We start from the raw sequence: 21,814 nt of genomic DNA, 5'->3' as shown, positions 1-21,814 counted from the left end.
CTGGGCGCGCTCGTCTCCCTGGGCGGCATGCCCACCCTCGTCAAACAGCTCCGCGGCATCGGTGGTTGTACACAGCCTGTGCGCCTGGACGGCCACCGCGTCGAGCACGCGGTCGACACCCGAACCGGCGAGATAGGCCGGGTTCTCCACCGCCTCGACTCGCCTCGCTCCCGGCAGGCAACCTCCTCGTACGCTGCAACAACCGCCGAGCTACCCGCTGCCCGAGCTACCCGCTGCCCGGGCTGCGCGGAGACCTACCGCCGGGACACCTTCCACCTGATCACCGCCGGACTGCGAGGCGGCAAAGGCACTCCCGCCACCGTCACCATCCACCCAAAGGTGTTCGCCACCTTCACCGCACCCGGCTTCGGGCCCGTCCACAACCGGCCCACAGACCGACGCGGCACTGTCCGCACCTGCCGCTGCGGACTCCTGCACGACGCCGACGACGAATCGCTCGGCACACCCCTCGACCCGGCGACGTACGACTACGAAGGCGCCGTCCTCTGGAACGCGCACGCCGGAATGCTCTGGCGGCGCTTCTCCATCTACCTCCGCCGGGAGATAGCCAAGCGGGCCGGCCTCACACAGCGGGAGTTCGCGGACTTCGCCCGGGTCTCCTTCGCCAAGGTCGCCGAGTTCCAGAAGCGCGGTGCGGTCCACTTCCACGCGGTCATCCGCATCGATGGCCCGGACGGTGGCAGCAGTGAGCCCCCGAGTTGGGCCACCACGGAGCTCCTGGCGGACGCGATAGCCTCCGCGACTGCCAGGGCAAGAGTCCTTGGCCCCGTCCTCGACGGTCGTGCGCACACGTTCAGCTTCGGTGAGCAGCTCGACGTGCGTCCCATCCGATCGGGCGACTTCGACGGACCCTCCGAGCTCACGGAACGGGCCGTGGCGTCGTACATCGCCAAGTACGCCACCAAGTGAGCCGAGGCCACGACGGGCGGCCTCGACCGGCCGCTGAAGTTCATCGCCGAGCTGGCCCTTCTCGATCTCGGTGATCACGCGCGGCGCATGGTGCGCACAGCCTGGAGGCTTGGTGCGATCAAGGAGTTGGGCCACCTCCGTCTTCGTGCCTGGGCCCACATGCTTGGCTTCCGCGGCCACTTCTCCACGAAGACGCGTCGCTACTCGACGACCCTCGGTGTGCTGCGGAACGCCCGTGCCGAATGGCGCCGAGCACAGGCTTCGCCGGATGTCGTCGGTGAGGCGGACACGACCCTTGTCCTTTCCCACTGGATGTTCGCCGGCACGGGCTTATCCGCGGCCGAGGCATGGTTGGCCGCGACCCTCGCCCCCGCTCCCGGCACGGAAGGAGAACCGACCCCATGACTGAGCAGCATCTGTCCGTCGACCAGGTCGCCGAGCTGCTCGGCACCTCGGTTCGGTTTCCGCGGCGGCTGATCGAGGAGCGACGCATCCGGTACGTGAAGGTCGGTCGGCACGTCCGCATACCCGCAAGCGCGGTGGATGAGTTCCTTGCCGCGCGCACCGTGGAGCCGATCCGGCTTCGTCGCGTCGGCCTGCGGAGGGCTGCCTGATGGCCAACAAGAAAGGCAGGCGTCGCCGCTTCGGCGCGGTTCGGCAGTACCGGTCTGGGAGTTGGACGGCGTCGTACCTGGCACCCGATGGCGAGCGTGTCCGGGCGGACGAGACCTTCGAGACCAGGAAGGACGCGGAGATCTGGCTGTCTCAGGTCGAGGCGGATCTCAGCCGCGGTGACTGGCGTGCCCCGGACGCCGGAGCGGTCAACTTCCGCATCTATGCCGAGAAATGGGTCGAGGAAAGGGAGTTGGCCGTACGCACCGAGGATCTGTACGCACCTTCTACGGCTCCACATCCTTCCGACCTTCGGCGCCCTCGACCTCGACGAGATCACCGCTCCGCGCGTCCGCGAATGGCGAGCTGAGCGGCTCCGCACCACCAAGGCAAAGACCACCGTGGCCAAGTCATACCGGCTGCTCAAAGGCATCTTTGAGACGGCTGTGGATGATGACTTGGTGAGCCGCAACCCGTGTCGGATCAAGGGTGCGGGCAAGGAGTCTGCGGCTGAACGTCGTATCGCTACCGTCGCCCAGGTCGACGCCCTCGCCGATGCGGTCGGCATCCGCTGGCGCCTCATGGTCTACCTCGGCGCCTACGGTCCGATGCGACCCGAGGAGCTGGCAGGTCTGCGCCGCCGGGACGTCGACCTGGAGGACATGGTGATCCGAATCCGTGTGGCCGAGCCCGAGCGGACCAACGGCCGGCGCGCTCCCGGGGAGACCAAGTCCGACGCGGGTACTCGAGCTGTCGTCCTTCCGGCCTTTCTCCATAAGGAGGTGAGGCAGCACCTCGCCTGGTACGCCGAGAAAGGGCCGGACGGCTTGGTGTTCGTGGGTGAGAAGGGCGCGCCTTTCCGGCGTACCTCGTTCGGTCGGAAATGGATTCGGGCCCGCTCGGTCGCGGAGCTCCCGGAAGGCTTCCGCTTCTACGACCTTCGTCACACCGGGCACACGCTCTCGACCCGTTCGGGAGCCACCCTCAAGGACACGATGGTCCGCGCCGGCCAGTCCTCCGAGAAGGCGGCGCTCATCTATCAGCACTCCGACGACGAGCGGCAACGGGACGTGGCCGCCGGGCTCGACGACATGGTGCGGGCCGAGCGTGCAAAGCACCACGACGACGATCGGGCGCACCACAAGGAGGACCCCACCGGCACCTAGCCCGTCCTTATGGTGCGGTTGTGGTGCGCGTCCCGCTCATTGGTCTGGACAACAAAGAACCCCCGGGTCATCGACCTGGGGGTTTCACATGGAGCGGGTGACGAGAATCGAACTCGCACTCTCAGCTTGGGAAGCTGATGTTCTACCACTAAACTACACCCGCGTAAGACGCCGGTTGAACCGGTGCCGAATGCTCGCTCACTCTACCTCATGCCCGGCCTCCGGCGTCGAAGCCGCGGGGCCCGCACGTGCTTCGGAGGGTGGATGCGGCTGCGTGGGACCGGAGTTGGGGCGTACGGTGGGACCGCCGAAGTGGGTCCGGGCGGGGTCGGAGTGCCGCCTGGAGGACCGTCTCCTTCATCCCGTAATGTGGCTTTCGTCGTCAGGGCATCAGCCTGACGCGGCTCTTGGGGAAGGGACTCTGGGACTTGATGGAGCGCACCGTCGTCCGTTGTGCCGAGGGGCACGTGTTCAGCACCGCTTCGTTCCCGATGCAGCAGGCCGAGCGGCTCGGCCCCGGCCGGCTGCTCCGGTGTCCACGGTGTGCCCGGCTCCGCAGTGTGGTGCCGGTCGCCTTGGAGAAGGCAGTGACGGAGCAGTAGTGGCGGGCGCAGTCGCTACAGCGTCGTAGCGGTGGCGTCGTAGTAGTGGTCGTAGTAGTGGTCGTAGTGGTGACGGGAATGCAGTGGCGTCGTAGTGGTGAATGACCATTACGGGCGCGCGGGGTCGTCACGATTGTGGTGGCTCCGCGCGCCTTGCGTATCCTCAGGGCGTGCTTCTCTCAGACAAGGACATCCGGGCCGAGATCGACGCCGGGCGGGTCCGGATCGATCCCTACGACGAATCCATGGTGCAGCCGTCGAGCATCGACGTGCGGCTCGACCGCTATTTCCGGGTGTTCGAGAACCACCGCTACCCCCACATCGACCCCGCGGTCGAGCAGTCGGACCTCACGCGGCTGGTCGAGCCCGAGGGTGACGAGCCGTTCATCCTCCATCCCGGAGAGTTCGTCCTCGCCAGTACGTACGAGGTCGTCTCACTGCCCGACGACCTCGCCTCGCGGCTCGAAGGCAAGAGTTCGCTGGGACGGCTCGGGCTGGTCACCCACTCCACCGCCGGGTTCATCGACCCCGGGTTCTCCGGGCACGTGACCCTTGAGCTGTCCAACCTCGCGACGCTGCCGATCAAGCTGTGGCCGGGGATGAAGATCGGGCAGCTGTGCATGTTCCGGCTCAGCTCGCCGGCCGAGTTCCCCTACGGCAGCGACCGCTACGGCTCCCGCTACCAGGGCCAGCGCGGGCCGACGGCTTCCCGCTCCTTCCTGAACTTCCACCGCACCCAGGTCTGAGGCGGTACCCATGTCCGACGTGCGCGAGAACCTCACCTACGAAGGGTTCGGCGTCGCCGTACGCGAACTCGCACAGACCATCGCCGACGACGGGTACGAGCCCGACATCGTGCTGTCGATCGCCCGTGGCGGTGTCTTCGTCGCGGGCGGGCTCGCCTACGCCCTCGACTGCAAGAACATCCACCTGGTGAACGTCGAGTTCTACACGGGCGTGGGGACGACGCTGGAGATGCCGGTGATGCTCGCTCCCGTCCCCAACGCGATCGACTTCTCCGACAAGAAGGTCCTGATCACCGACGACGTCGCCGACACGGGCAAGACGCTCAAGCTCGTGCACGACTTCTGCGTCGGCGAGGTCGCCGAGGTCCGCAGCGCCGTGATCTACGAGAAGACCCAGTCGCTCGTGAAGTGCGAGTACGTCTGGAAGCGGACCGACGAGTGGATCAACTTCCCGTGGAGTGTCGAACCTCCCGTGGTGCGGCGGACCGGGCAGGTCCTCGACTCGTAGGCCTCGGCCCGTCGCCGCCATGGCCGGCACGTGAGAGGGGCTCCCGGCGGTGTGCCGGGAGCCCCTCTTTCTCAGTTCTGAGCGGGTGTGTGTGCCGCCCGCGGCGTCAGAACGTGCCCAGCTTGATGATCGACAGGATCGCGATGAGCTGAATGGATGACGCGGCGAGGGCCTTGGGCCACGGGAGGTCGTGGGACTTGCCGACCATCAGGGTCAGCAGGGCGCCCGCGGCGACCCAGGTGATCCAGCCCAGGAGCTGGACGAAGGACGCGTCGCCGCCGAAGAACATGGCGACGAGCAGCCGCGGGGTGTCCGTGAGGGACATGATCAGCATGGAGAGGCCGACCGTGGGCTGCCAGGCGCCGTCGCCGCCGAGCTGGCGGGCCAGGGTGTGGGTGACCACGCCCAGGACGAACGTGCTGATGACGAGGGCGACGGCGGTCGTCAGGACGATCGGGACGGCGTTCGAGAGGGTCGCGCTGATGGCGTCCTGGCGGGCGCCGTCGAAGCCGAAGACCGCCAGCAGGCCGTAGAGGAACGTCACGGTCAGGGCCGGGGCCCACATCGTGTAGTCGCGCATCTGGAGGAAGGTCCGGTTGGGGGCCGTCACTATGCCCTTGAGCAGGTCCTTCCAGTGCAGCCGGGGGCCGACCGGCGGAGCGGCCGCCTGGCCCGCGCGGTAGGTGTCGCCCTGGTTGTAGGGGTCCTCGCCGATCGAGAAGGCCTGGGTGTGGCCAGGGCTGTTCGCGGCGTACGGGTCCGGGCCCTGCTGGGGGTGACCGTCGCCGAAGTACTCCGGCTCGCCGTGTCCGCCGCCGTGTCCGCCGCCCTGGGGCCAGCCGCCCTGCTGTCCGCCGCGGTAGGGCTGACCGCCCTGCTGTCCGCCGTACGGCTGCTGTGCCCCGTACTGCGGCTGCTGCGGCGCGGGCGGATAGCCGTACGGCGGTTGCCCGCCTCCCTGGGGGGACTGTTGTCCGCGTCCCTGGGGGGCCTGTCCGTACGACGGTTGTTGTTGCGGTCGCGCTTGCGGGGCACGGTTGTCACGGCCGCCGCGTCCGATCCTGAATCCAGCCACGTTATCGAACGTACCTGGTCCCGAAGAGTGACGTGCCCGGCCCGGGGCGACGGGCCCGCCATCGGTGCCGAGCTGTGACATCCCCTAAGGGGTTGTCAGGGGGGCGTCAGGGTGGTCGTGCCCGTTGTGCCCCAGGGGCGGTCGGGTGGCGGTGAGCCGAAGACACGGGCCGTGGGGACGGGGGATCCGCAGGTGGGTGCGGGGTCCATGGCCCGTGTCTTCCACCCGTGGGTCATCCGGGGGCACCGGAGTCATCTGTGGGTGGTTTCCCACAGGGTCACAGCCAGTGCGGTGCAGGAGGTCACCGCTGCCAGGGACGGGAGTGGCCAGCGGGCGCGTTCGAGGGCGTCCAGGCGGTCCTCGTGTTCGTTGAGCGTCTTGTCGGTCTGGTCGGCGCGCTGGAGGAGCAGGGCGAGGTCGCCCCGGGTGGTGGCGAAGCCGACATCGGCCGAGCGGCGCAGGCGTTCCAGCTCCAGGGCGACTCCTCCCGCTTCGTGCGTCGTCACGTACGGCCCTCCTTGCGCAGCCAGGAGGGCAGGAGGCGTTCCACCTCCGGCAGGGCCATGACGCGGGTGAGCGCGGCGGCGATCGCCACCACACCCGCGACGGCGGGCGCGTTCCTGGCCGACGGCTCCCCGGCGAGCAGCGGGAGGAGCGCGACCACGGTCTGCAAGGACGTCCGGAGCGTGCGGCGGGTCGCGTCGCTCATCGGACGGCCTCCTCGGCCGTACGCGGTACCCGCAGCAGGTCCCAGCTCGTGCGCCCGGGGACGCCGTCGGCGGCCGGGCCGCGGTAGCCGAGTGCCAGCTGCCAGGCGGCGTACGAACGGACGTCCGCCGCGCCCCAGACCGGGCCGGGGCCGACGGTGTAGCGGCCGCAGCCCTCGGCGACGAGGCGCCGGCCGATCGCCGTGATCAGTGGGCCGCGGCGGCCGGGGACGAAGTAGGCGGCGCCGGGGAAGGGCTCGTACGACGCCGGGCCGGGGGCCGGCCGGAGGCCGAGGCGGGCGTCGATCCTGGTGCGCATGCCCGGCATCGAGAAGGACGGGTCGATCTTGCGCCGCGTCCACTCCTTGTGGCCGATCACGCTCGCGGCGCTCCAGCCGTGGGCGCGGCACAGGGCGGTCGACAGGCGTTCGACGGCGTCGAGCTGGGCCGTCGGGTACGGGTCGCGGCCGGTGCCGAGGTTCTCGATCTCGAAGCCGTAGAAGTGGGCGTTGCCGTCGACGGCGTCCGGGCCCGGGGCGGGCGGCGGGGTCTTCTCGGCGACCACGGCGGACAGTACGGCGGTGGAGCCGGAACCGGCGTGGTTGGTACGGCCGTAGCCCACCAGGTGCACGTTTCCGTCCTTGGTGATCAGGCCGGTGCAGAGCGGGCCGGGCAGCGCCGCGGTGCCGTCGAGGCAGAGGCGGAGGCTGTCCGAGCCGGCGGTGTGGTGGAGCATCACGCCGTTGACGGGGCCCCATGGGCCCTTGTGGTTGCGGTTGTGCGTCCGCCAGGCGCCGTGCTCGCGGACGGCGACGCCCTCGGCGCGCAGGGCGCGCACGAGGGCGTTCGGGGTGAGGGGAGTTGCCATGGCGTCCTCAGGTGACGGGAGTGACGGTCACGAATCGGTTGGTGAAGGTCGCGGTGCTGGTGGTGGCGGCCGACTTGTAGGCGAGGGTGGCGGTGTACGAGCTGTTCACCGTCAGGCCGGTCACCTGGAACTGGGTGGTGGCGGAGCACAGGTTGGTGCCGTAGGAGATCGCCGCCCGGGCGTCCGCGGCGGCGACCGAGACGGTCGTGCCGAGGCGGATGTTGGCGGAGACGTAGGCGGCTGTCGCCGCGCTGCTGTTGACCCGGGCGCCCACCGTGACCAGGACTGAGCCGGAGGCCGGGGCGGTGAAGGTGACCGCGGTCGGGTCGCCGGTGGAGCCGGTGAGGGTCTCCACGTACGACGCCGAGGTGGTCGTGCCGGTGGTGGTGTTGGCCAGGTGGACCGGGCCGGGTGCGAGCTGCGCCCAGGCGCTGCCGGTGTGGTACCAGAACTGCTTGGGCGTGCTGAGCCAGACGAGCATGCCGGCCACCGGGGACGTCACCTTCGCGTCGCGGGTGGCGGCGTCGGCGAAGCGCAGCACGGTCCGGCCGTCGACGGCCTCGGCGAGGGACTGGATGTGCTGCGGGACGTTCGCCGCGTCGGCGGGCTGCGGGTAGGGGAGACTGCCGAGCGGGGTGAGCAGGGCCATGACGGCTCCTCCATGCGGATGCGGTGTGCGGGCGGGGGCGGTCAGGTGCCGAAGGGCGGCGGGAGCGTGTCGGACGGGCTGCCGTCGTCACCCGAGCGGGCGGCGGCGCTGTCCACCGGCACGGGCACGGCGACGTCGCCGTCCTGGGCGGAGTCGTCCGGCGCGGACTCGGACGGCAGGACCACGGACGTGCCGTCGTCCTCCGCGGTCACTGCGGGCTGGTCGCTCATGCGGCGCCTCCTGGTGGCTGGAGCAGCTCGCGGTAGCTGAGCCTGCTCTTCGTGAGGTCGTCCAGGGTCGGGAACTGCGCGGCGACCAGGGCGTAGCTGCGCCGGGTGCCGTACTGCGGGTCCACCGGCGGGTCGGGCGTGAGGCCGGAGTCGAGCGGGACGCCGTTGTAGGAGGTGCCGCGCAGGGTCAGCGTCTGCTGCGGCACCGAGCCCGCCTGGCAGGTGGTGCGGATGCCGACGACCCAGGCCAGGGTGTCCAGGGCGGCGCCGGTGGTGTCCACCACGCGTACGACGTCGCCGAGCTGGATGCGTGGGTCGTGCAGGATGTCCACCTCGCCGAGCACCGGGACCGGGTAGCGGCCGGCGTCGAGCATGGCGTGGGAGAGGTCGGAGGCCACCTTCTGCTGCTGCACCCAGTCGGTCGCGGGCGCCTCGTAGACCTGCTTGCCGTAGTAGGACTGGCTGCCGCTGTTGTACCAGGCGTACTGACGCTGCGCAGGGTCCGCGGTCCGCTTCCGGGGCACGATCTGCACGGACGGCTTGCCGTCCTTGGTGACCGTCCACACGCTCGCCGTGCCGCGGTTGGCGAACCGGACTATGTAGTTCGGCCCGTCGCGCCGCGAACTGACCGTCACACAGCCCTTGACCGAGGTACCGCCGGTGACCGCGCTGCCGAAGCGGACCTTGTTCCCGAGCGTCGTGGCCGCGTCGTCCTCGATCTGCACGGGGCCGATGTCCAGCTCGTCCTCGGCCATGGCGTACGCCACCTCCACCACCGCGCCGGGCCCGATCTCCCGTACGGCCGTGTCGGTCGTGGTCTCGCCGTCGGTGGCACGCACGCCGGTGTAGTCCTGGTACGTCTGCTTGCAGTAGTTGCGGCAGGCGTCGATCTCCTCGGAGACGGTGAGCGCGGCGATGTCCCGCAGGGTCGTGACGGTGACGTCCGGCTGGGCCGGGACCTTCTGGAACCGGGCCGGTCCGCGCCAGCGGAAGACGCCCTGCTCGTCGAACTCGGCCGTGGACATCGTGGCCCGGGCGATCTCGGTGATCGCCTCCCACTGGGATCCGGAGACCTTCGGCACGTCGTACAGCGGGACCGTGACCTCGTCGAGTTCGGCGGCCTTGGACCAGCGGCCCCGCTGCTCGTACTCGTCGGCGGTGTAGGAGGCGAGGTCGGGCCACGAGTTGTCGGTGACCTGGAGGCACTCGACGGCCATGTCCGTCGTCAGTTCGATCCGGCAGAGCTCCGACGGCGGCTGGTAGGCGACCGTGGTGTTGAAGGTGGCGGCGCCGAGCGGGAGGAACTGCCCGTCGGGAGCGGTCAGCCGCGGGAGCACGGTTGCCGGGATGGTGGCGGACGTCGTCCCGGCGCTGGTGTCCACGGTGACGCCCACGTGCCAGGCGCCCTTGAGGGACGCCACCTTCGGCAGCGTCCACATCCAGGTCTGTCCGCCGCCGTTCAACGTGCCGGAGCTCATCCGTACGGCGCCGGCGGCGAAGTCGACGTTCAGGCTGTAGTGGCCGTAGGCGCCCGCGCTGCGGTCGAAGACGAGCTTCAGATCCACGGTGCTGCCCACGGCACGGGCCGAGTTGGCGTACAGCTCGATCTGGAACACCTTGCCGGCCACCACGAACCGGGACCGCGGTGTCCAGGCCACCGCCAGTCCCGGGGCGTTCGGCATCAGGGCCATCTCGTGCGGCGCGCCGTCCCGGATCCAGGAGTACGAGGTCTGGGCGGGCAGTGTCTCCGGCTGGCCGTGGGTGGAGTTGAAGCCGCCGTGGAGGGAGGCGTACAGCACGGTGAACGGTGCCGTGACATCCGTGGCGACCGCGGGGGCGCGGGGCGGCGGGCAGGTGTGGATGCCGCCCTGGCGCAGCAGTTCGTCCACGCACCAGGTGGCGCTCGCCACCGGCTGGGCGTACATCAGACCGTGGTACGGCCGGGGCAGCAGGGCCGGTCCGCGCAGCCGCTCGGCGCCGTCCAGCGCCTGGACGGTCACGGAGTCCGTGCCGGAGGCCGCGGTGCGGGAGCGGACGGTGCCGCGGAAGGCGGGCAGGGTCGCGCCGGTGAGTCCGCTCTCGTGCGCGACGGACTGCCCCGGGCGTACCGCGTCGCCGGTGGCGCGCCCGGCCCACGCGGAGTAGAGCTGGGGGGCGGGCACCCCGTTCGCGCCGCCGAGCTGCATCTCCAGCTGGGCGGAGGCGCTGCCGGATACGGCGCGCATGGCCTCGGGCAGATCGGTGCTGTAGGCCCGCTCGACCTTCCAGGACTGCACCTGGGCGTCGAGTTCCCGGCCGCCGCAGCGGGTGGTGTGCGCCGGGGTGCGGTCGGGGGCGGCGAGCGCTTCGGCCAGCGCCGGGTCAGAGCTGAGCACTGCGCACCTCCACCAGGTCGAGGCTGACGTTGCGGTAGGGCAGCGGGACGGTGGGCACGTCGGTGTAGCCGGTGACGCTCATGGCCGGGCAGCCGTCGCCGAGCGAGAACGCGATGGCCGGCTCGCCGATGGTCAGGCACGCTCCGGCGAGCCCGTAGAGGCCGATGGCGCCAGGTCCGCCGAGCGGGGTGACGAAGGCGGCGCCGGCCGGGGCGGTCCCGGTGACACCTGTGCCGTTCGCGGACATCGAACTGAGGTACGTCCCGTCCACGGCCTTCCAGTCGAGCTGGGCGGTGGCGGTCGCCGGGTTCCAGTCGGGCGGCAGCAGCCACGACACCTGCATACCGGGCATCACCGGCCACCCGGTCCAGACACCGTGCCGCCAGCCGAGGCGGCTGGTCGCGTCCTGGAAGTCGGCGACCACGGTGTCCGAGAGGGAGGGGCGGACGACGATCGTGCCCTGCACGGTGAACCAGTGGTCGGTCCCGCTGGACTGGGTGCTCTGCGCGGTCGCCTGGTACGGGTCGAGCAGGTTCACGGACGCCGGGTCGAGCAGGGCGAGCGGTCCGTACGGCGGCTGCGGCCCGCCCTGGAACCCGGGCTCGTTGACCCTGCGGGCCAGCCGGGTGAGGTGCTGGGCGTCGCCCGGGGGCAGGGCGTCCCAGGACAGCTTGATACGGCGCACGGTGCGCGCCGGGGCGACGGTGGTGATGTTCCCTTCGAGGGACTTGAACTCGGTGACGTTCAGATCGGCGGTGCGGTCCCAGCTCTTCGCGGCCTGGGCGATCTCCCGCATGAATCCGGGCCGTCCGATCCACAGGTTCCTGGCCATGGTCTCTCCCTCACCTCCGGGCGAGCTGGCGCTGTCCGACGAGGACGGCGCGGGCGATGACTTGCGAGTCGACCTCGACGTGCACGGGCCGTTCGGAGAGCCTCTCGACGGCGGCGGCGAGCCGGTGCATCCCGCCGCCCGAGCCGAGCACCCGCTCCAGCTTCGACAGCGGGATGACGGCCTCGGGCTCGCCGGCCTCGGCGAGCAGCGCGAGGGTGCCGCCGCGGCGGGCGGGCACGACACCGCCCTGGGCGAGGGTGGGGATGTTGGGGAGCATCGGCAGATGGATGCCGAACTCCCGGCCGCCGAAGTGGGGCACCCAGTCGGGGATCTTGACGTGGATGCGGTTCAGGGCGCCGATCATGGCGTTGAGGCCGCCGATGTAGGCGCGGGGCAGCGCGGTGAAGGCGTTGATGATGCCCTTCAGCACCGACTTGATGGGCTCCGCGTGGTTCTTGATCGCGTTGTAGATGGCGTTCCAGGCCCACTTCACGCCCTTGGCGAGGGCGGCGGAGACCTTGTCCATGTTGATGAACTTCGAGATGAGCGGGGCGAGCAGGGCCATGATCAGCCCGAAGGCGTTGGCCTTCATGGCGGTGTTGAGGCCCTTCTGGGCGAGGGACGCGCCCTTCAGTCCCGTACCGAAGCCCTTCATCGAAGTCCCGCTCGCCGTCGCCTTCTTGCCGGCGTTGCCGACGGACTTCTCGACGGCGTCGGACTGGCTCTTGACGTCGCGGAGGGCGTTCTTGGCGCCTCCGGAGGAGGTCTTGAGGTGGTCGAGGGAGGTCTTGAACTTACCGGTCGTGGCAGTCGACTTGGTGATGTCGCTGCTCGCCTGGGCGGTGGAGTCCTTCAGATGCCGCACGGAACTGTTGGCGGTGCGCGACGCGGAGGAGAACTGGCGGATCGCGCCGGTGGCGCTTCTCAAACTCTGCACGAGTGACATAGGGAGGGCCTCCTCATCGTCCTATGTGCTGTTCCAGGTCCGTCATCAGTTCGAGGAGGGCGTCCATCTCGGTGATCGTGTGCCGGGCGCCGGTCCTGAGCGAGTCGACTTCGCGTTGCGTCGACTTGACCTGGTCCGCCTGCCTGACCATGCGGACCTGGATGCCGTCCAGCTTCTGGGTCATGGTCCGGTGGAGGCGCTGTACGGACTGGCCGGTGTCGTACGTCTTTCGGGAGACGGTGCTCACCTTGGTGGACAGGGCCTGGAGGTCCTGCTTCGTGGCTTTGGGCTCTTCGATCTTCGGCGGCTTGAAACGCTTGACCGCTCTTTCCACGTACGGCCCCACGAGACTGTTGAGTGAGGGGACGTGGGGAATGGCGACGCCCGCGATGGTGAGGCCCTTCTCGTCGTACTTGATCAGAGAAGGGTCGAACTTGAATGCCTGGCCGGACGAGGTGGTGGCCTGGATTCCACCGGCCTTGTGTAGCTGGAAGTCTTTGAAGACGGTCTTCGCCGCCTCGACGGCAGTACTCTTTGCCTGCTCCAGAAGCTTGTTGACGGCATCGGCGGATATCGACGGAATGGGCGCGTTGATCATGGGCTGCCTCCTGGCTGGTGGCCCGGCGTGCGGGTACCGGATGGGGGCGGGTACGTGTCGGCGGTCTGGGTGTGCTTCGCGGTTTGTCTGTGGGGGGCCTGGTGGGCCCGTCGCAGGGTGCGGCGCGTCTTCTGGCTCAATGAGCACGGAGTGTTGGGGGAAGCGGTGTGCGAAGACGTCTTCTGGAGCGACGGTGAGGGGATGTCGATCTGCTATTTCCAGCCGAGCAAGGGGAAACGGGTGATGGTGAAGTCCTCCAGGCGCCCGCGGGACCCCATGTTCGAGGTGGGGGAAATGGCACAGGTTCTCTACGACCCAGGCCGACCGACGCGTGCCGTCCTGGTGGAGGACCGCGCGGAGTCGGTAGGGGGATACCGTGCCGTTATGTACATCTTTTTCGCGGGCGCGACGATTCTCGCGATTGTGGGCGTGATCAAGGCCTTGGTGTGACGCATACCGCGTCGCTCAGGGGCCCGTCTCACGTCAGGCGAGAAATCGAGCCATTTCCTCCGGACTCGGCAGGGTGTCCGCCTCCTGGACCGAACCGGGGCGCGGCAGAGGTTCCGGAGGATCCATGGGCTCCGCGTCCTCGTCCTGGTTGACGGTGGCGAACATCCAGTTGGCCTGGGTGAGCTGGTCGACCACCGCGGCGAGCAGATGGTCGGTCACGGTCCACTCGGCGCCCTCGCCGTGCACCTCCCGGAAGAGCGCGCTGTCCCGCGGCAGATGCCTGACCAGCACCGCGAGCCGGCGTGAGGTGAGCCGGCCGCGGTGCCAGTCCAGGAGGTCGACGCCGTAGTGGCGGAGCAGGTCCGCCTCCAGGGCCTCGGCGTGCTCTTCGACGAGCTCGCCGAGGCTCAGTCTTCCCCCAGGCCCAGCCCCGTCTCCTTGCCGTAGGCCTCCAGGATCGCGGCGATGTCCTGCATGGTGACGTCGTGCCGCTCGAAGCGGGCGAACTGCTGCTCGCCGAGGAGGAGTCGGAGCAGTCCGTCCACGTCGTTGTCGTCGAGGTCGCGCAGCGTGCGGGCGGTCGTGCGGGTGAGTTCGGTCGGCAGCTCGAAGCTGTCGCCGTCCAGTTCGAAGGTCCAGTCGCGGCCGAGCGCTTCGAGGCGCTGGGCCCGAGCGGCGTTGACGTCGAATCCGGCCATCGGGGCTCCTTGTGTCGGTTGCGGGCGCGCTGAAGGGGCGGCCCCGGCGCCCGCGGAGGGGGGGCGGGCGCCGGGGCCGGGGAAGGCGGCGTGGACTAGGCCAGCGCCGCCGGGTCGTTGACCAGCCAGGTCGCCATCGGCTTGGTCGGGTCGTCGCCCGACAGCGCGGTGAAGGTGACGCCGAGCTTGACCGCGCCGGTGCGGCTGAGCGACAGCTCCTCCACCTCGGAGACTGCGCCGTACGGGATCACCAGCCGGTAGCGCAGGTCCTTGGTGCCGTTGTTGTCCGCGAAGTCGATGGCGAGGGCCCGCTGGTCCTGGCCGCCCGGCATGCCGCCGATGTCGATCTTCTGCGCGGTGGTCTCCGTCTGGGAGCCCGAAGTGACGACCGAGGTCGACGGGAGCCCCAGGTAGAACGGGAACGTGTCCTTGTTGACCTGCATCAGCTGGAACTTCAGGGTCAGGTCCCGGTCGGAGAGGATGAAGCGCGCCGGGGCCATCGACTGCCAGGTGTCGACCGGGTCGTTCTTGTCCTTCTTGTTGAACTTGACCCCGTCGGAGGAGGTGAAGCCCAGGTTGACCCACGGGGCGGCCAGCGCGGTGGTCTCCTTGACGGTGGTGCCGGCCGGGGCCCACCAGACGTTGCCGGCGCCGGCGATGCGGATCTCGGTGTTCTTGAAGCCTGCCATGTGTGTGCTCCTCGGGAAGAATTCCTCGGGAAGAAAGGTGAAGTGGCTTACGCCGGGCGGATCGACAGCCGGAGGGTGGCCAGGTAGCGGTTGCCGGCCGGGCGGTTGTAGTCCGGCAGCCAGCGGGGTCCGTCCGCCTCGTCGACGTCGGTGACCAGCGCGGTGCCGTACCGGGTGCCCTGGAGTTCCAGGGCGCAGGCGCGGGCCGCGTTGGCCGTGACGAGGGCGGTGGTCTTGTCCGGGCCGTACACCTCGAGGTCGACCAGCGGCCGGTCGAGGTTGAGGTCGTCGATCCAGGCGCCGCCGGCGCGGGAGACGAGGACGACCTGCTGGGTGCCGTCGAAGCCGGCGGGCGGCCTGTTGTCGACCGTGGTCCCGGCCATTTCGGTCCGGTTCTTCAGGAAGTCGACGACGAGCCGCTCCACGTCGGGGAAGTTCAGGATCGCCACACGGGCGCTCCCTTCGGGAAGAGGGGTCCCGGATTCCGGGCAGCAGAAAGCGGCAGGTCCGTCGCCCGGGGTCCGGGCGCAGCTCTGCCGCTGCTTCGAGTGTGACGGCGACTCCCGGATCTCGCAACTCGCCTTTTTTCAGGGGGAGTTGGTGGCCAGATGAACGAAAGGGCCCCGTCGCGGCGAGCGACGGGACCCCGGTTCGTCGTGGGCGTGGATCAGTGGATGCGGGCGGTGGTCAGTGGTTGCCGCGCAGGCGGTTCGTCGCACGCTCGGCGGCGAACACGTCCTCCAGCCGGTACAGCTGTCGGCGGCCTTGTGCGCCGACGGGCCGCAGATGCCCGCGCTGCACCCACTTGCGGATGGTGGCGGAGGTGACGCCCGCCTCGGCGGCGGCCAGCTCGGAGGTGACCGTGGGGGCGTTCACGCCGCCGCCTCGTCCGCCGGGCCGACCACGTGCCCGCAGGGCGGGTTCACGCACCGCACCTCGGCCCGCTCCGGGAACGCCCGCAGCGACACCGAGTCGCAGGCCGGGCAGCGGCCGGGCAGGCGGACCATCTGCTCCGGGTCGCCGAGCGCGCGGGCGCAGCGCGCGGCCATGCGCCGGGTCTCGTCCTCGACGTGGGCGGCCAGCACCGGGTCGGGGGCGATCCGCTCCAGCAGTCCGGCGATCCGGCGCAGCCGCACCGGTACGGAGGCCGGGGGCACCGGACGCAGGCCGAGCCGTTCCCGTACGGCCTCCTCCAGTTCGACGACGCCGTCGGTGATGTCGCGCAGGGCGTCGGAGACGTGCAGGCGTACGGGGGCGCCGGTGCCGCCGGCCGGCCCGCCGCCGCGCCGTTCCCGCAGCCCCCCGTGGGCGGCGGGCACCAGCTCGGCGACCAGTTCGGGGAACCGGCGCAGCAGGGAGGTGATCCAGACGGCGGGGTTCATACGGCGACCTCGCGTCCGTTGCGCCACAGCCGCCCGCCGCTGACGCCGTCGAACCAGGTGTGCGAGGGGTCTACGACAGCCTCGCACTCACGTCGGATCGGACACTGATTGCATGCGCGCAACGTATGTTTCGCGTCGGAAAGGTTGCGAGTGAACACGTAGTGTTGTGGGAGATTGACGCAGGCCGCAGCCCTGCGCCAGTCGAGTTCGCTGGTCACGAGCGATACCTCCCCAGGTGGTGGGAATATTCGTTCGATATATGCGAGCAACGGTCAGCGTGGCATCGTGCGAGCGCGAGCGCAAGTGACTTGCGGGGGTGGCGGGGCGTCAGAGGTGGTGGCCCGAATGCGACCAGCGGCGCAGCATGCGAACGTATGTTCTATATATGGTGACGGGGCCGTCCGTGGCGAGGTGAAGAAAGATGGGCTCCCTTACGCGCGTGCGCGCACACTCCAGGTGCGCGCGCGATCGGTACGCTGCTCCCGGAACGAGGGGAGAGCGGGAACATGGGGCCCAGTACACGCGCCGCGAGCACGGAACGAACGGAACGAACGGAACGAACCGACGCGTTGGAGGAGTTCGCCGTCTGGGTCGAGGACCTGATGCGGGACCGCGGCTATGTGATCGACGGCCCACGCGGCGGTGGCAAGTCGCGGCTCGCCGACGACTCCGGTGTCCACCGGGCCGCGGTGACCCGGCTGCTGCAGCGGCAGAGCATGCCGGACCTCGAGACCATGCGCCGTCTGGCCGTGGTGCTCGGCGTGCCGCTGCGGGACATGCTGATCCGCTCCGGGCGGCTGTCCGAGGACGATCTGCCGCTCGAGCCCGGCCCGGGAGCGGACCCGGGAGCGAGCAGGCGGCTGAGCCCGGAGGAGGCGGCGCGGCGCATGGGCGTGCCGGAGGAACTGCGTGGTCTGTTCGTGAAGGTCGCCCGGCAGTTTCTGGGGGAGGGGCCTTAGGGAAAGAGACGCGGGACGGGGGAGCCGGGAGTGCAAGGAGTGCACACATGGGTGACGGGGGACGCCGGGATGATGACATGGACGGTACCGGCGGTGAAGGGTCGTACACCGAGGCGGAGCGGGTTACCCGGCTGCTGGGCGGTCTGCTGATCGCACTGGGTGAGAAGGTCCAGGAGGCGGGACCGGAAGGGGTCCGCATCCTCACCGACGAGGAGGTGCAGCGGGTCAACCTCCAGTGGTACCGCACGGGCTGGGAGGAGCACGCACGGGCGGTCCGCCCGTCCGGCGGGCCCGAGTCGCCGGGCCGTGTGGCGGCCGCTCCGGCTGATCCGGCCACCCCGGCGGAGCATCCGGCGGATCCCGACCCCCTGTCCGCCATGGGCCGGCTGCTCGACTTCCCCGGCCACGGCGCCCCGGACGTCGGCCAAGGCGGCGAGCGCGCCCGGGCGGAGCTGCGGCACCGGCACGACGAACCCGGCGCCGGACGGCACGAGCGCGTCCGGCAACGCGGCGAGGGCGCCGATGCGGTACGGCGGCCCGACGGCGAAGGATGAGGGAGCGGGAAGAAGCCGCCGACGCGGTCGATATCGACCTCGTCCACACGCGGTGGCGTGACAAGGAGTCCTTCCAGGCGTGGACGGAAGGGCCGATGAAGTCCGCGCACCAGGGCGGCGGCGAGGGTGGAGAGCGGATCGAGCCGCAGTCTCCGGCTCGATCCTGTGGTCCTTCGAGGTGGTGCAGCAGGCGGGCCGGCCCGAAGGGCGAGGCGCAGGGATCGTCCTCCTGCGCGAGCTGTGCGAGCGCGTCACCGGCGTCCGGGGCAGGCCCCGCACGCCGACGCCCCGCACCGGACAGGTGCGGGGCGTCGGTCGTGCCGAAGGGGGCGGTTACTTCACGGGTTCGGGTTCCGGTTCGTTCTCCGATTCCGCCTCGCCGGCCGGGGGTTCGTCCGCGACCGGCGTCCTGACGGACTCCAGCAGCAGCTGAGCCACGTCCACGACCTGGACGGACTCCTTGGCCTTGCCCTCGTTCTTCTTGCCGTTGACCGAGTCGGTCAGCATGACGAGGCAGAACGGGCAGGCGGTGGAGACGATGTCCGGGTTCAGCGACAGAGCCTCGTCGACACGCTCGTTGTTGATGCGCTTGCCGATCCGCTCCTCCATCCACATCCGCGCGCCACCGGCGCCGCAGCAGAAGCCGCGTTCCTTGTGGCGGTGCATCTCCTGCTGGCGCAGGCCCGGGACGGCGGACATGATCTCGCGCGGGGGCGTGTAGACCTTGTTGTGGCGGCCCAGGTAGCACGGGTCGTGGTAGGTGATCAGGCCCTCGACCGGGGTCACCGGGAGCAGCTTGCCCTCGTCGATGAGGTGCTGGAGCAGCTGGGTGTGGTGGATGACCTCGTAGTCGCCGCCGAGCTGCGGGTACTCGTTGCCGATCGTGTTGAGGCAGTGCGGGCAGGTGGCGACGATCTTCTTCGCCGTCCGCGGCTTCTTGGTCGACTCGTCCTCGTCGTCCTCGCCGAAGGCCATGTTCAGCGCGGCGACGTTCTCCATGCCGAGCTCCTGGAACAGGGGCTCGTTGCCGAGGCGGCGGGCGGAGTCACCGGTGCACTTCTCGTCGCCGCCCATGATCGCGAACTTGACGCCCGCCATGTGCAGCAGCTCGGCGAAGGCCTTCGTCGTCTTCTTGGCGCGGTCTTCCAGAGCGCCCGCGCAGCCGACCCAGTACAGGTACTCGACCTCGCTGAGGTCCTCGATGTCGCGGCCGACGACGGGGATCTCGAAGTCGACCTCCTTGGTCCACTCCAGGCGCTGCTTCTTGGCCAGACCCCAGGGGTTGCCCTTCTTCTCCAGGTTCTTGAGCATCGTGCCCGCCTCGGACGGGAACGCGCTCTCGATCATCACCTGGTAGCGGCGCATGTCGACGATGTGGTCGATGTGCTCGATGTCGACCGGGCACTGCTCGACGCAGGCACCGCACGTGGTGCAGGACCACAGGACGTCCGGGTCGATGACGCCGTTCTCCTCGGCGGTGCCGATGAGGGGGCGCTCGGCCTCGGCGAGGGCGGCCGCGGGAACGTCCTTGAGCTGCTCCTCGGACGCCTTCTCCTCGCCCTCCATGTTCTTGCCGCCGCCGGCCAGCAGGTACGGGGCCTTGGCGTGCGCGTGGTCGCGCAGCGACATGATGAGGAGCTTGGGGGAGAGCGGCTTGCCGGTGTTCCAGGCGGGGCACTGCGACTGGCAGCGGCCGCACTCGGTGCAGGTGGAGAAGTCGAGCAGGCCCTTCCAGGAGAACTGCTCGACCTGGGAGACGCCGAAGACGTCGTCCTCACCGGGGTCGGTGAAGTCGATGGCCTTGCCGCCGCTGGTCATCGGGAGCAGCTCGCCGAGGGCGGTCGCGCCCTTGGCGTCGCGCTTGAACCAGATGTTGGGGAAGGCGAGGAAGCGGTGCCAGGCGACACCCATGTTGGTGTTCAGACCGACCGTGATCGCCCAGCCCATGGTGACGCCGAGCTTGATCATGGCGGTCAGGTAGACCAGGTTCTGCAGCGTTCCGTAGCTCAGGCCCTTGAAGGCCGCGACCAGGGGGTACGAGGCCCAGTACGCGGCCTCGTAGTGGTCGACGCCGTGGATCGCGCCTTCCAGGCCGCGCAGGGTCATGATCGCGAGGCCGATGACGAGGATCACGGCCTCGACGAAGTACGCCTGGCCCGTCTTGGAGCCGGCGAAGCGCGACTTGCGGCCCGGCTTCGACGGCCGGTTCAGCTGGCGGACCGCGATCAGCACGATGATGCCGAGCGTCGTGAACAGCGCGATGAACTCGGTGTACAGCTCGTACGGGAGCCAGCCGCCGAGCACCGGCAGCGTCCAGTCGGCCTTGAACAGCTGGCCGTAGGCCGTGACGATCGTCAGGCCGAGGGTCAGGAAGCCGACGGCCACGAACCAGTGGGCGACGCCGATGATCCCCCACCGGTTCATACGGGTGTGGCCGACGAACTCCTTGGCCAGCGTGACGCTGCGGGCCTTCCAGTCGTCGGTGCGGCTCCCGGCGGGTACGGGCTGGCCGAGCTTGATGAACCGGTAGATCTGCGCGACGGCCCGCGCGATCAGCGCAACGCCGACCACGGTCAGGACCAGCGACACAATGATCGCGGCGAGTTGCATTCGGGGGCTCCTCGGGCCTGCGAGGTGTTGCTTCGAGCGTGACCTCGAAGTGATTACTAAGCGGTAACTTATGCAGTCCGTCTGAGACTACCCACTTCCTCCGCCGCACTGTAGCCAGAGGTGCGGTGATCTGCGTCGCTGAGGGAAGCCTGAGTGGCCGTGCGGGGGACGGGCAGAGGGTCTGGTTCACCCAGGGCGGCAGGACACGTAAACCCGATCGTGTTATTCACCCAATACTGTGACAATTACCCCTAAATTGGCGAGGTGCTGTACGGAATCACGGCCGCCACCGCCGCTCTGCTCCTGACCGCCGCGCTCGCCGCGCTGCTGCGGTCCTCCTCCCTGCGCCTCGGCGCGGTCGAAGGGACGGGGTTTCCCACGCGGCGGGCGAAACCGCGGACACCCGGGAGGGGGCGTCCGGTTCCGCTGCTCGGCGGGGCGGCCGTGGTGGGCGGGACGGCGCTCGTCGGCTGGGCCGGGGACTGGACAGGCGCCGCCCCGCTCGGGCCGGAGGCCGGACGGCTGCTGGTCGCCGGGATCGTGGTCGCCCTGCTCGGCCTGGCCACCGATCTGCTGCCCGTGCCCCCGGTGGTGTGCGCGGCCGGTGTCGCCGTCGCCGCCGCGCTGACGGTTCCCTACGACGAACTCGGCGTGCCGGCCGGAGCGCTGGCCGTGGCCTGGATCGTCTTCGTCACGCAGGCCTTCCGCTCCCTCGACCACGCGGACGGGGTGATGGGGACGGTCGGCGTCATCACCGCGTTCGCGCTCAGCGGGTGCGCGGCCGCCGAGGTCATGGACGGGCTCGCGGCGCTGCTCAGCGTGCTCGCCGCCGCCCTCACCGGCTTCCTGATGCACGGCTGGCCGCCGGCCCGGATCGCGCCGGGGCGGTGCGGCTCGCTGTTCGCCGGGTTCGTGCTGGCCGCGGCGGTCGTGCAGGTGCACGCCGAGCGGCCCGCCGGGCCCGGCTTCGGCGCCGGGTTCGCGCTGACGGCCGTGGCCAGTGCCGACGCCGTCCTCGTCCTGGTGTCACGGCGGCGGGCGGGACGGCCGCTGCTGCGCCCCGCTCCGGACCATCTGGTGCACCGGCTGCGGCGGGCGGGGCTGACCCGGCAGGGGGCCATGGTGGTGACGGGGCTCGCCGCGTTCGCGGGTGCGCTGGTGGGACTGCTCATCGATCTCGGGTGGCTGGGGGCCGGTGCCGCCTGGTGGCCGGCCGGCGCCGTGGCGGTGATCGCCGTCATGGGGGCCCTGCGTCCGGGACCGCGCCCGCGCCGCCCCCATCCGCATGCGATTCCCGCCCCCGGGGGACCCGTCCCGAGATCGCCGGTCCGGCCGGGGCGGCCTCGTCCGGCGGCCTCGGGTGCGGTGAAGGTGCACTGACTCTGAGAGAAAGTCGCAGGTCAATGGCTCCATGCGTGTAAGGAGCAGATAAGAGTTGAGCCCCTGCGACTCAGGTCTGTTGACCGGGAGGCGGACGTCGTGCACACTTGAGTCCGTTCCACTCAAGTCATTGTTGGAGGAATCGAAATGGCACGTGCGGTCGGCATCGACCTGGGCACGACTAACTCAGTCGTCAGCGTTCTGGAGGGCGGCGAGCCCACCGTCATCACCAACGCCGAGGGCGCCAG

At 70.0% G+C, this 21,814-nt stretch carries 26 protein-coding genes, 1 tRNA gene and 3 pseudogenes; 11 read left to right on the top strand and 19 right to left on the bottom strand.

Going from position 1 to position 21,814, the window contains the following annotated elements:
- Positions 1-27: 27 nt before the first annotated feature.
- From ACFYW8_RS43190 to ACFYW8_RS43180, 3 genes and pseudogenes are all read left to right on the top strand, one after another.
- Positions 28-1,335, top strand: a pseudogene (locus tag ACFYW8_RS43190) (replication initiator).
- A complete protein-coding gene (locus ACFYW8_RS43185; protein ID WP_389092986.1) occupies positions 1,332-1,544 on the top strand; it encodes an excisionase family DNA-binding protein in 213 nt (70 codons plus the stop codon). The pseudogene ACFYW8_RS43190 and the gene ACFYW8_RS43185 overlap by 4 nt, the downstream one beginning before the upstream one ends.
- A pseudogene (locus ACFYW8_RS43180) lies at positions 1,544-2,708 on the top strand (tyrosine-type recombinase/integrase). Before ACFYW8_RS43185 ends, ACFYW8_RS43180 begins: the two are co-directional and overlap by 1 nt.
- 89 nt (positions 2,709-2,797) lie before the next feature.
- Here the strand turns inward: ACFYW8_RS43180 and ACFYW8_RS43175 are convergent.
- Positions 2,798-2,871 (bottom strand) — tRNA-Gly (locus ACFYW8_RS43175).
- A gap of 609 nt (positions 2,872-3,480) precedes the next feature.
- Between ACFYW8_RS43175 and dcd the strand changes: the two genes are divergently transcribed.
- Together dcd and ACFYW8_RS43165 are read left to right on the top strand one after the other, a co-directional pair.
- The gene (dcd, locus tag ACFYW8_RS43170) at positions 3,481-4,056 is read left to right on the top strand and encodes a dCTP deaminase (RefSeq protein ID WP_365869160.1); all 576 of its coding nucleotides are present in this window, start codon (positions 3,481-3,483) and stop codon (positions 4,054-4,056) included.
- Between the two features lie 10 nt (positions 4,057-4,066).
- Positions 4,067-4,564: a phosphoribosyltransferase gene (locus ACFYW8_RS43165; RefSeq protein WP_389092981.1), complete on the top strand. Its 498-nt coding sequence runs from the start codon at positions 4,067-4,069 to the stop codon at positions 4,562-4,564.
- A 106-nt stretch (positions 4,565-4,670) separates the two neighbouring features.
- On the opposite strand, the gene ACFYW8_RS43160 is transcribed toward ACFYW8_RS43165, so the two are convergent.
- The 10 genes from ACFYW8_RS43160 to ACFYW8_RS43115 all read right to left on the bottom strand — a co-directional run bounded on the left by ACFYW8_RS43160 (position 4,671) and on the right by ACFYW8_RS43115 (position 12,844).
- The gene (locus ACFYW8_RS43160) at positions 4,671-5,720 is read right to left on the bottom strand and encodes a Yip1 family protein (protein ID WP_365878871.1); all 1,050 of its coding nucleotides are present in this window, start codon (positions 5,718-5,720) and stop codon (positions 4,671-4,673) included.
- A 170-nt stretch (positions 5,721-5,890) separates the two neighbouring features.
- Positions 5,891-6,145, bottom strand: coding sequence for a hypothetical protein (locus tag ACFYW8_RS43155; protein ID WP_389092975.1), 255 nt, complete (start codon positions 6,143-6,145; stop codon positions 5,891-5,893).
- Positions 6,142-6,348: a hypothetical protein gene (locus tag ACFYW8_RS43150; RefSeq protein ID WP_389092970.1), complete on the bottom strand. Its 207-nt coding sequence runs from the start codon at positions 6,346-6,348 to the stop codon at positions 6,142-6,144. Before ACFYW8_RS43150 ends, ACFYW8_RS43155 begins: the two co-directional genes overlap by 4 nt.
- The gene (locus ACFYW8_RS43145; RefSeq protein WP_389092965.1) at positions 6,345-7,214 is read right to left on the bottom strand and encodes a peptidoglycan-binding protein; all 870 of its coding nucleotides are present in this window, start codon (positions 7,212-7,214) and stop codon (positions 6,345-6,347) included. Before ACFYW8_RS43145 ends, ACFYW8_RS43150 begins: the two co-directional genes overlap by 4 nt.
- Before the next feature lie 7 nt (positions 7,215-7,221).
- Positions 7,222-7,863 carry a hypothetical protein gene (locus ACFYW8_RS43140; RefSeq protein WP_365878879.1) on the bottom strand — a complete coding sequence of 214 codons (642 nt, stop codon included), beginning with the start codon at positions 7,861-7,863 and terminating at the stop codon, positions 7,222-7,224.
- Between the two features lie 41 nt (positions 7,864-7,904).
- Complete coding sequence (locus tag ACFYW8_RS43135) at positions 7,905-8,093, bottom strand: hypothetical protein (RefSeq protein ID WP_365878881.1); 189 nt, start codon at positions 8,091-8,093, stop codon at positions 7,905-7,907.
- Entirely contained in the window at positions 8,090-10,468 is a 2,379-nt protein-coding gene (locus tag ACFYW8_RS43130) for a hypothetical protein (protein ID WP_389092957.1), read from the bottom strand. Before ACFYW8_RS43130 ends, ACFYW8_RS43135 begins: the two co-directional genes overlap by 4 nt.
- Entirely contained in the window at positions 10,455-11,300 is an 846-nt protein-coding gene (locus ACFYW8_RS43125) for a hypothetical protein (RefSeq protein ID WP_389092953.1), read from the bottom strand. The genes ACFYW8_RS43130 and ACFYW8_RS43125 overlap by 14 nt, the downstream gene beginning before the upstream one ends.
- Before the next feature lie 10 nt (positions 11,301-11,310).
- Entirely contained in the window at positions 11,311-12,246 is a 936-nt protein-coding gene (locus tag ACFYW8_RS43120; protein WP_389092949.1) for a hypothetical protein, read from the bottom strand.
- A 13-nt stretch (positions 12,247-12,259) separates the two neighbouring features.
- On the bottom strand, positions 12,260-12,844 hold the full coding sequence (locus ACFYW8_RS43115; RefSeq protein ID WP_365878889.1) for a hypothetical protein: 585 nt from the start codon (positions 12,842-12,844) through the stop codon (positions 12,260-12,262).
- Between the two features lie 117 nt (positions 12,845-12,961).
- On the opposite strand from ACFYW8_RS43115, the gene ACFYW8_RS43110 reads away from it, so the two are divergent.
- Positions 12,962-13,294, top strand: a complete 333-nt coding sequence (locus tag ACFYW8_RS43110; RefSeq protein ID WP_389092943.1) for a hypothetical protein — start codon at positions 12,962-12,964, stop codon at positions 13,292-13,294.
- Between the two features lie 33 nt (positions 13,295-13,327).
- Here the strand turns inward: ACFYW8_RS43110 and ACFYW8_RS43105 are convergent, their stop codons facing one another.
- The 7 genes from ACFYW8_RS43105 to ACFYW8_RS43075 all read right to left on the bottom strand — a co-directional run bounded on the left by ACFYW8_RS43105 (position 13,328) and on the right by ACFYW8_RS43075 (position 16,281).
- Positions 13,328-13,654, bottom strand: coding sequence for a hypothetical protein (locus ACFYW8_RS43105; RefSeq protein ID WP_389093025.1), 327 nt, complete (start codon positions 13,652-13,654; stop codon positions 13,328-13,330).
- Positions 13,655-13,701: 47 nt separating this feature from the next.
- On the bottom strand, positions 13,702-13,992 hold the full coding sequence (locus ACFYW8_RS43100; RefSeq protein ID WP_365878895.1) for a hypothetical protein: 291 nt from the start codon (positions 13,990-13,992) through the stop codon (positions 13,702-13,704).
- A gap of 95 nt (positions 13,993-14,087) precedes the next feature.
- Positions 14,088-14,681, bottom strand: coding sequence for a phage tail protein (locus ACFYW8_RS43095; protein WP_365878897.1), 594 nt, complete (start codon positions 14,679-14,681; stop codon positions 14,088-14,090).
- 47 nt (positions 14,682-14,728) lie between these two features.
- A complete protein-coding gene (locus ACFYW8_RS43090; protein ID WP_261706686.1) occupies positions 14,729-15,130 on the bottom strand; it encodes a hypothetical protein in 402 nt (133 codons plus the stop codon).
- A 238-nt stretch (positions 15,131-15,368) separates the two neighbouring features.
- Positions 15,369-15,557, bottom strand: a complete 189-nt coding sequence (locus ACFYW8_RS43085; RefSeq protein WP_389092934.1) for a helix-turn-helix domain-containing protein — start codon at positions 15,555-15,557, stop codon at positions 15,369-15,371.
- Entirely contained in the window at positions 15,554-16,063 is a 510-nt protein-coding gene (locus tag ACFYW8_RS43080; protein WP_389092929.1) for a hypothetical protein, read from the bottom strand. Before ACFYW8_RS43080 ends, ACFYW8_RS43085 begins: the two co-directional genes overlap by 4 nt.
- Positions 16,060-16,281 carry a WhiB family transcriptional regulator gene (locus ACFYW8_RS43075; protein WP_389092926.1) on the bottom strand — a complete coding sequence of 74 codons (222 nt, stop codon included), beginning with the start codon at positions 16,279-16,281 and terminating at the stop codon, positions 16,060-16,062. The genes ACFYW8_RS43080 and ACFYW8_RS43075 overlap by 4 nt, the downstream gene beginning before the upstream one ends.
- A gap of 384 nt (positions 16,282-16,665) precedes the next feature.
- Between ACFYW8_RS43075 and ACFYW8_RS43070 the strand changes: the two genes are divergently transcribed.
- The 3 genes and pseudogenes from ACFYW8_RS43070 to ACFYW8_RS43060 form a co-directional block, all read left to right on the top strand.
- The gene (locus ACFYW8_RS43070) at positions 16,666-17,022 is read left to right on the top strand and encodes a helix-turn-helix transcriptional regulator (RefSeq protein WP_328674605.1); all 357 of its coding nucleotides are present in this window, start codon (positions 16,666-16,668) and stop codon (positions 17,020-17,022) included.
- A gap of 47 nt (positions 17,023-17,069) precedes the next feature.
- Positions 17,070-17,576 carry a hypothetical protein gene (locus tag ACFYW8_RS43065; protein ID WP_389092922.1) on the top strand — a complete coding sequence of 169 codons (507 nt, stop codon included), beginning with the start codon at positions 17,070-17,072 and terminating at the stop codon, positions 17,574-17,576.
- A 29-nt stretch (positions 17,577-17,605) separates the two neighbouring features.
- A pseudogene (locus ACFYW8_RS43060) lies at positions 17,606-17,781 on the top strand (antibiotic biosynthesis monooxygenase); the annotation flags it as partial.
- A gap of 128 nt (positions 17,782-17,909) precedes the next feature.
- On the opposite strand, the gene ACFYW8_RS43055 reads toward ACFYW8_RS43060, so the two are convergent.
- Entirely contained in the window at positions 17,910-20,186 is a 2,277-nt protein-coding gene (locus ACFYW8_RS43055) for a (Fe-S)-binding protein (protein WP_389092919.1), read from the bottom strand.
- 264 nt (positions 20,187-20,450) lie between these two features.
- On the opposite strand from ACFYW8_RS43055, the gene ACFYW8_RS43050 reads away from it, so the two are divergent.
- Entirely contained in the window at positions 20,451-21,566 is a 1,116-nt protein-coding gene (locus tag ACFYW8_RS43050) for an MraY family glycosyltransferase (RefSeq protein ID WP_389092915.1), read from the top strand.
- A 147-nt stretch (positions 21,567-21,713) separates the two neighbouring features.
- A partial coding sequence (locus ACFYW8_RS43045) for an Hsp70 family protein (RefSeq protein WP_159011545.1) occupies positions 21,714-21,814 on the top strand: 101 nt, incomplete at its 3' end.

The organism is Streptomyces sp. NPDC002742 (assembly GCF_042888885.1).
GTDB lineage: Bacteria > Actinomycetota > Actinomycetes > Streptomycetales > Streptomycetaceae > Streptomyces.
Note: the sequence above shows the minus strand (reverse complement) of the source record. Positions and strands in the feature narration are given on the sequence as shown.

Bases quoted from the DNA above. Each gene is read 5' to 3' on its own strand.
- ACFYW8_RS43185 (WP_389092986.1), top strand. From the start codon at position 1,332: ATGACTGAGCAGCATCTGTCCGTCGACCAGGTCGCCGAGCTGCTCGGC.
- ACFYW8_RS43165 (WP_389092981.1), top strand. From the start codon at position 4,067: ATGTCCGACGTGCGCGAGAACCTCACCTACGAAGGGTTCGGCGTCGCC.
- ACFYW8_RS43160 (WP_365878871.1), bottom strand. From the start codon at position 5,720: ATGTCACAGCTCGGCACCGATGGCGGGCCCGTCGCCCCGGGCCGGGCA.
- ACFYW8_RS43150 (WP_389092970.1), bottom strand. From the start codon at position 6,348: ATGAGCGACGCGACCCGCCGCACGCTCCGGACGTCCTTGCAGACCGTG.
- ACFYW8_RS43145 (WP_389092965.1), bottom strand. From the start codon at position 7,214: ATGGCAACTCCCCTCACCCCGAACGCCCTCGTGCGCGCCCTGCGCGCC.
- ACFYW8_RS43140 (WP_365878879.1), bottom strand. From the start codon at position 7,863: ATGGCCCTGCTCACCCCGCTCGGCAGTCTCCCCTACCCGCAGCCCGCC.
- ACFYW8_RS43135 (WP_365878881.1), bottom strand. From the start codon at position 8,093: ATGAGCGACCAGCCCGCAGTGACCGCGGAGGACGACGGCACGTCCGTG.
- ACFYW8_RS43125 (WP_389092953.1), bottom strand. From the start codon at position 11,300: ATGGCCAGGAACCTGTGGATCGGACGGCCCGGATTCATGCGGGAGATC.
- ACFYW8_RS43120 (WP_389092949.1), bottom strand. From the start codon at position 12,246: ATGTCACTCGTGCAGAGTTTGAGAAGCGCCACCGGCGCGATCCGCCAG.
- ACFYW8_RS43115 (WP_365878889.1), bottom strand. From the start codon at position 12,844: ATGATCAACGCGCCCATTCCGTCGATATCCGCCGATGCCGTCAACAAG.
- ACFYW8_RS43100 (WP_365878895.1), bottom strand. From the start codon at position 13,992: ATGGCCGGATTCGACGTCAACGCCGCTCGGGCCCAGCGCCTCGAAGCG.
- ACFYW8_RS43095 (WP_365878897.1), bottom strand. From the start codon at position 14,681: ATGGCAGGCTTCAAGAACACCGAGATCCGCATCGCCGGCGCCGGCAAC.
- ACFYW8_RS43080 (WP_389092929.1), bottom strand. From the start codon at position 16,063: ATGAACCCCGCCGTCTGGATCACCTCCCTGCTGCGCCGGTTCCCCGAA.
- ACFYW8_RS43070 (WP_328674605.1), top strand. From the start codon at position 16,666: ATGCGGGACCGCGGCTATGTGATCGACGGCCCACGCGGCGGTGGCAAG.
- ACFYW8_RS43065 (WP_389092922.1), top strand. From the start codon at position 17,070: ATGGGTGACGGGGGACGCCGGGATGATGACATGGACGGTACCGGCGGT.
- ACFYW8_RS43055 (WP_389092919.1), bottom strand. From the start codon at position 20,186: ATGCAACTCGCCGCGATCATTGTGTCGCTGGTCCTGACCGTGGTCGGC.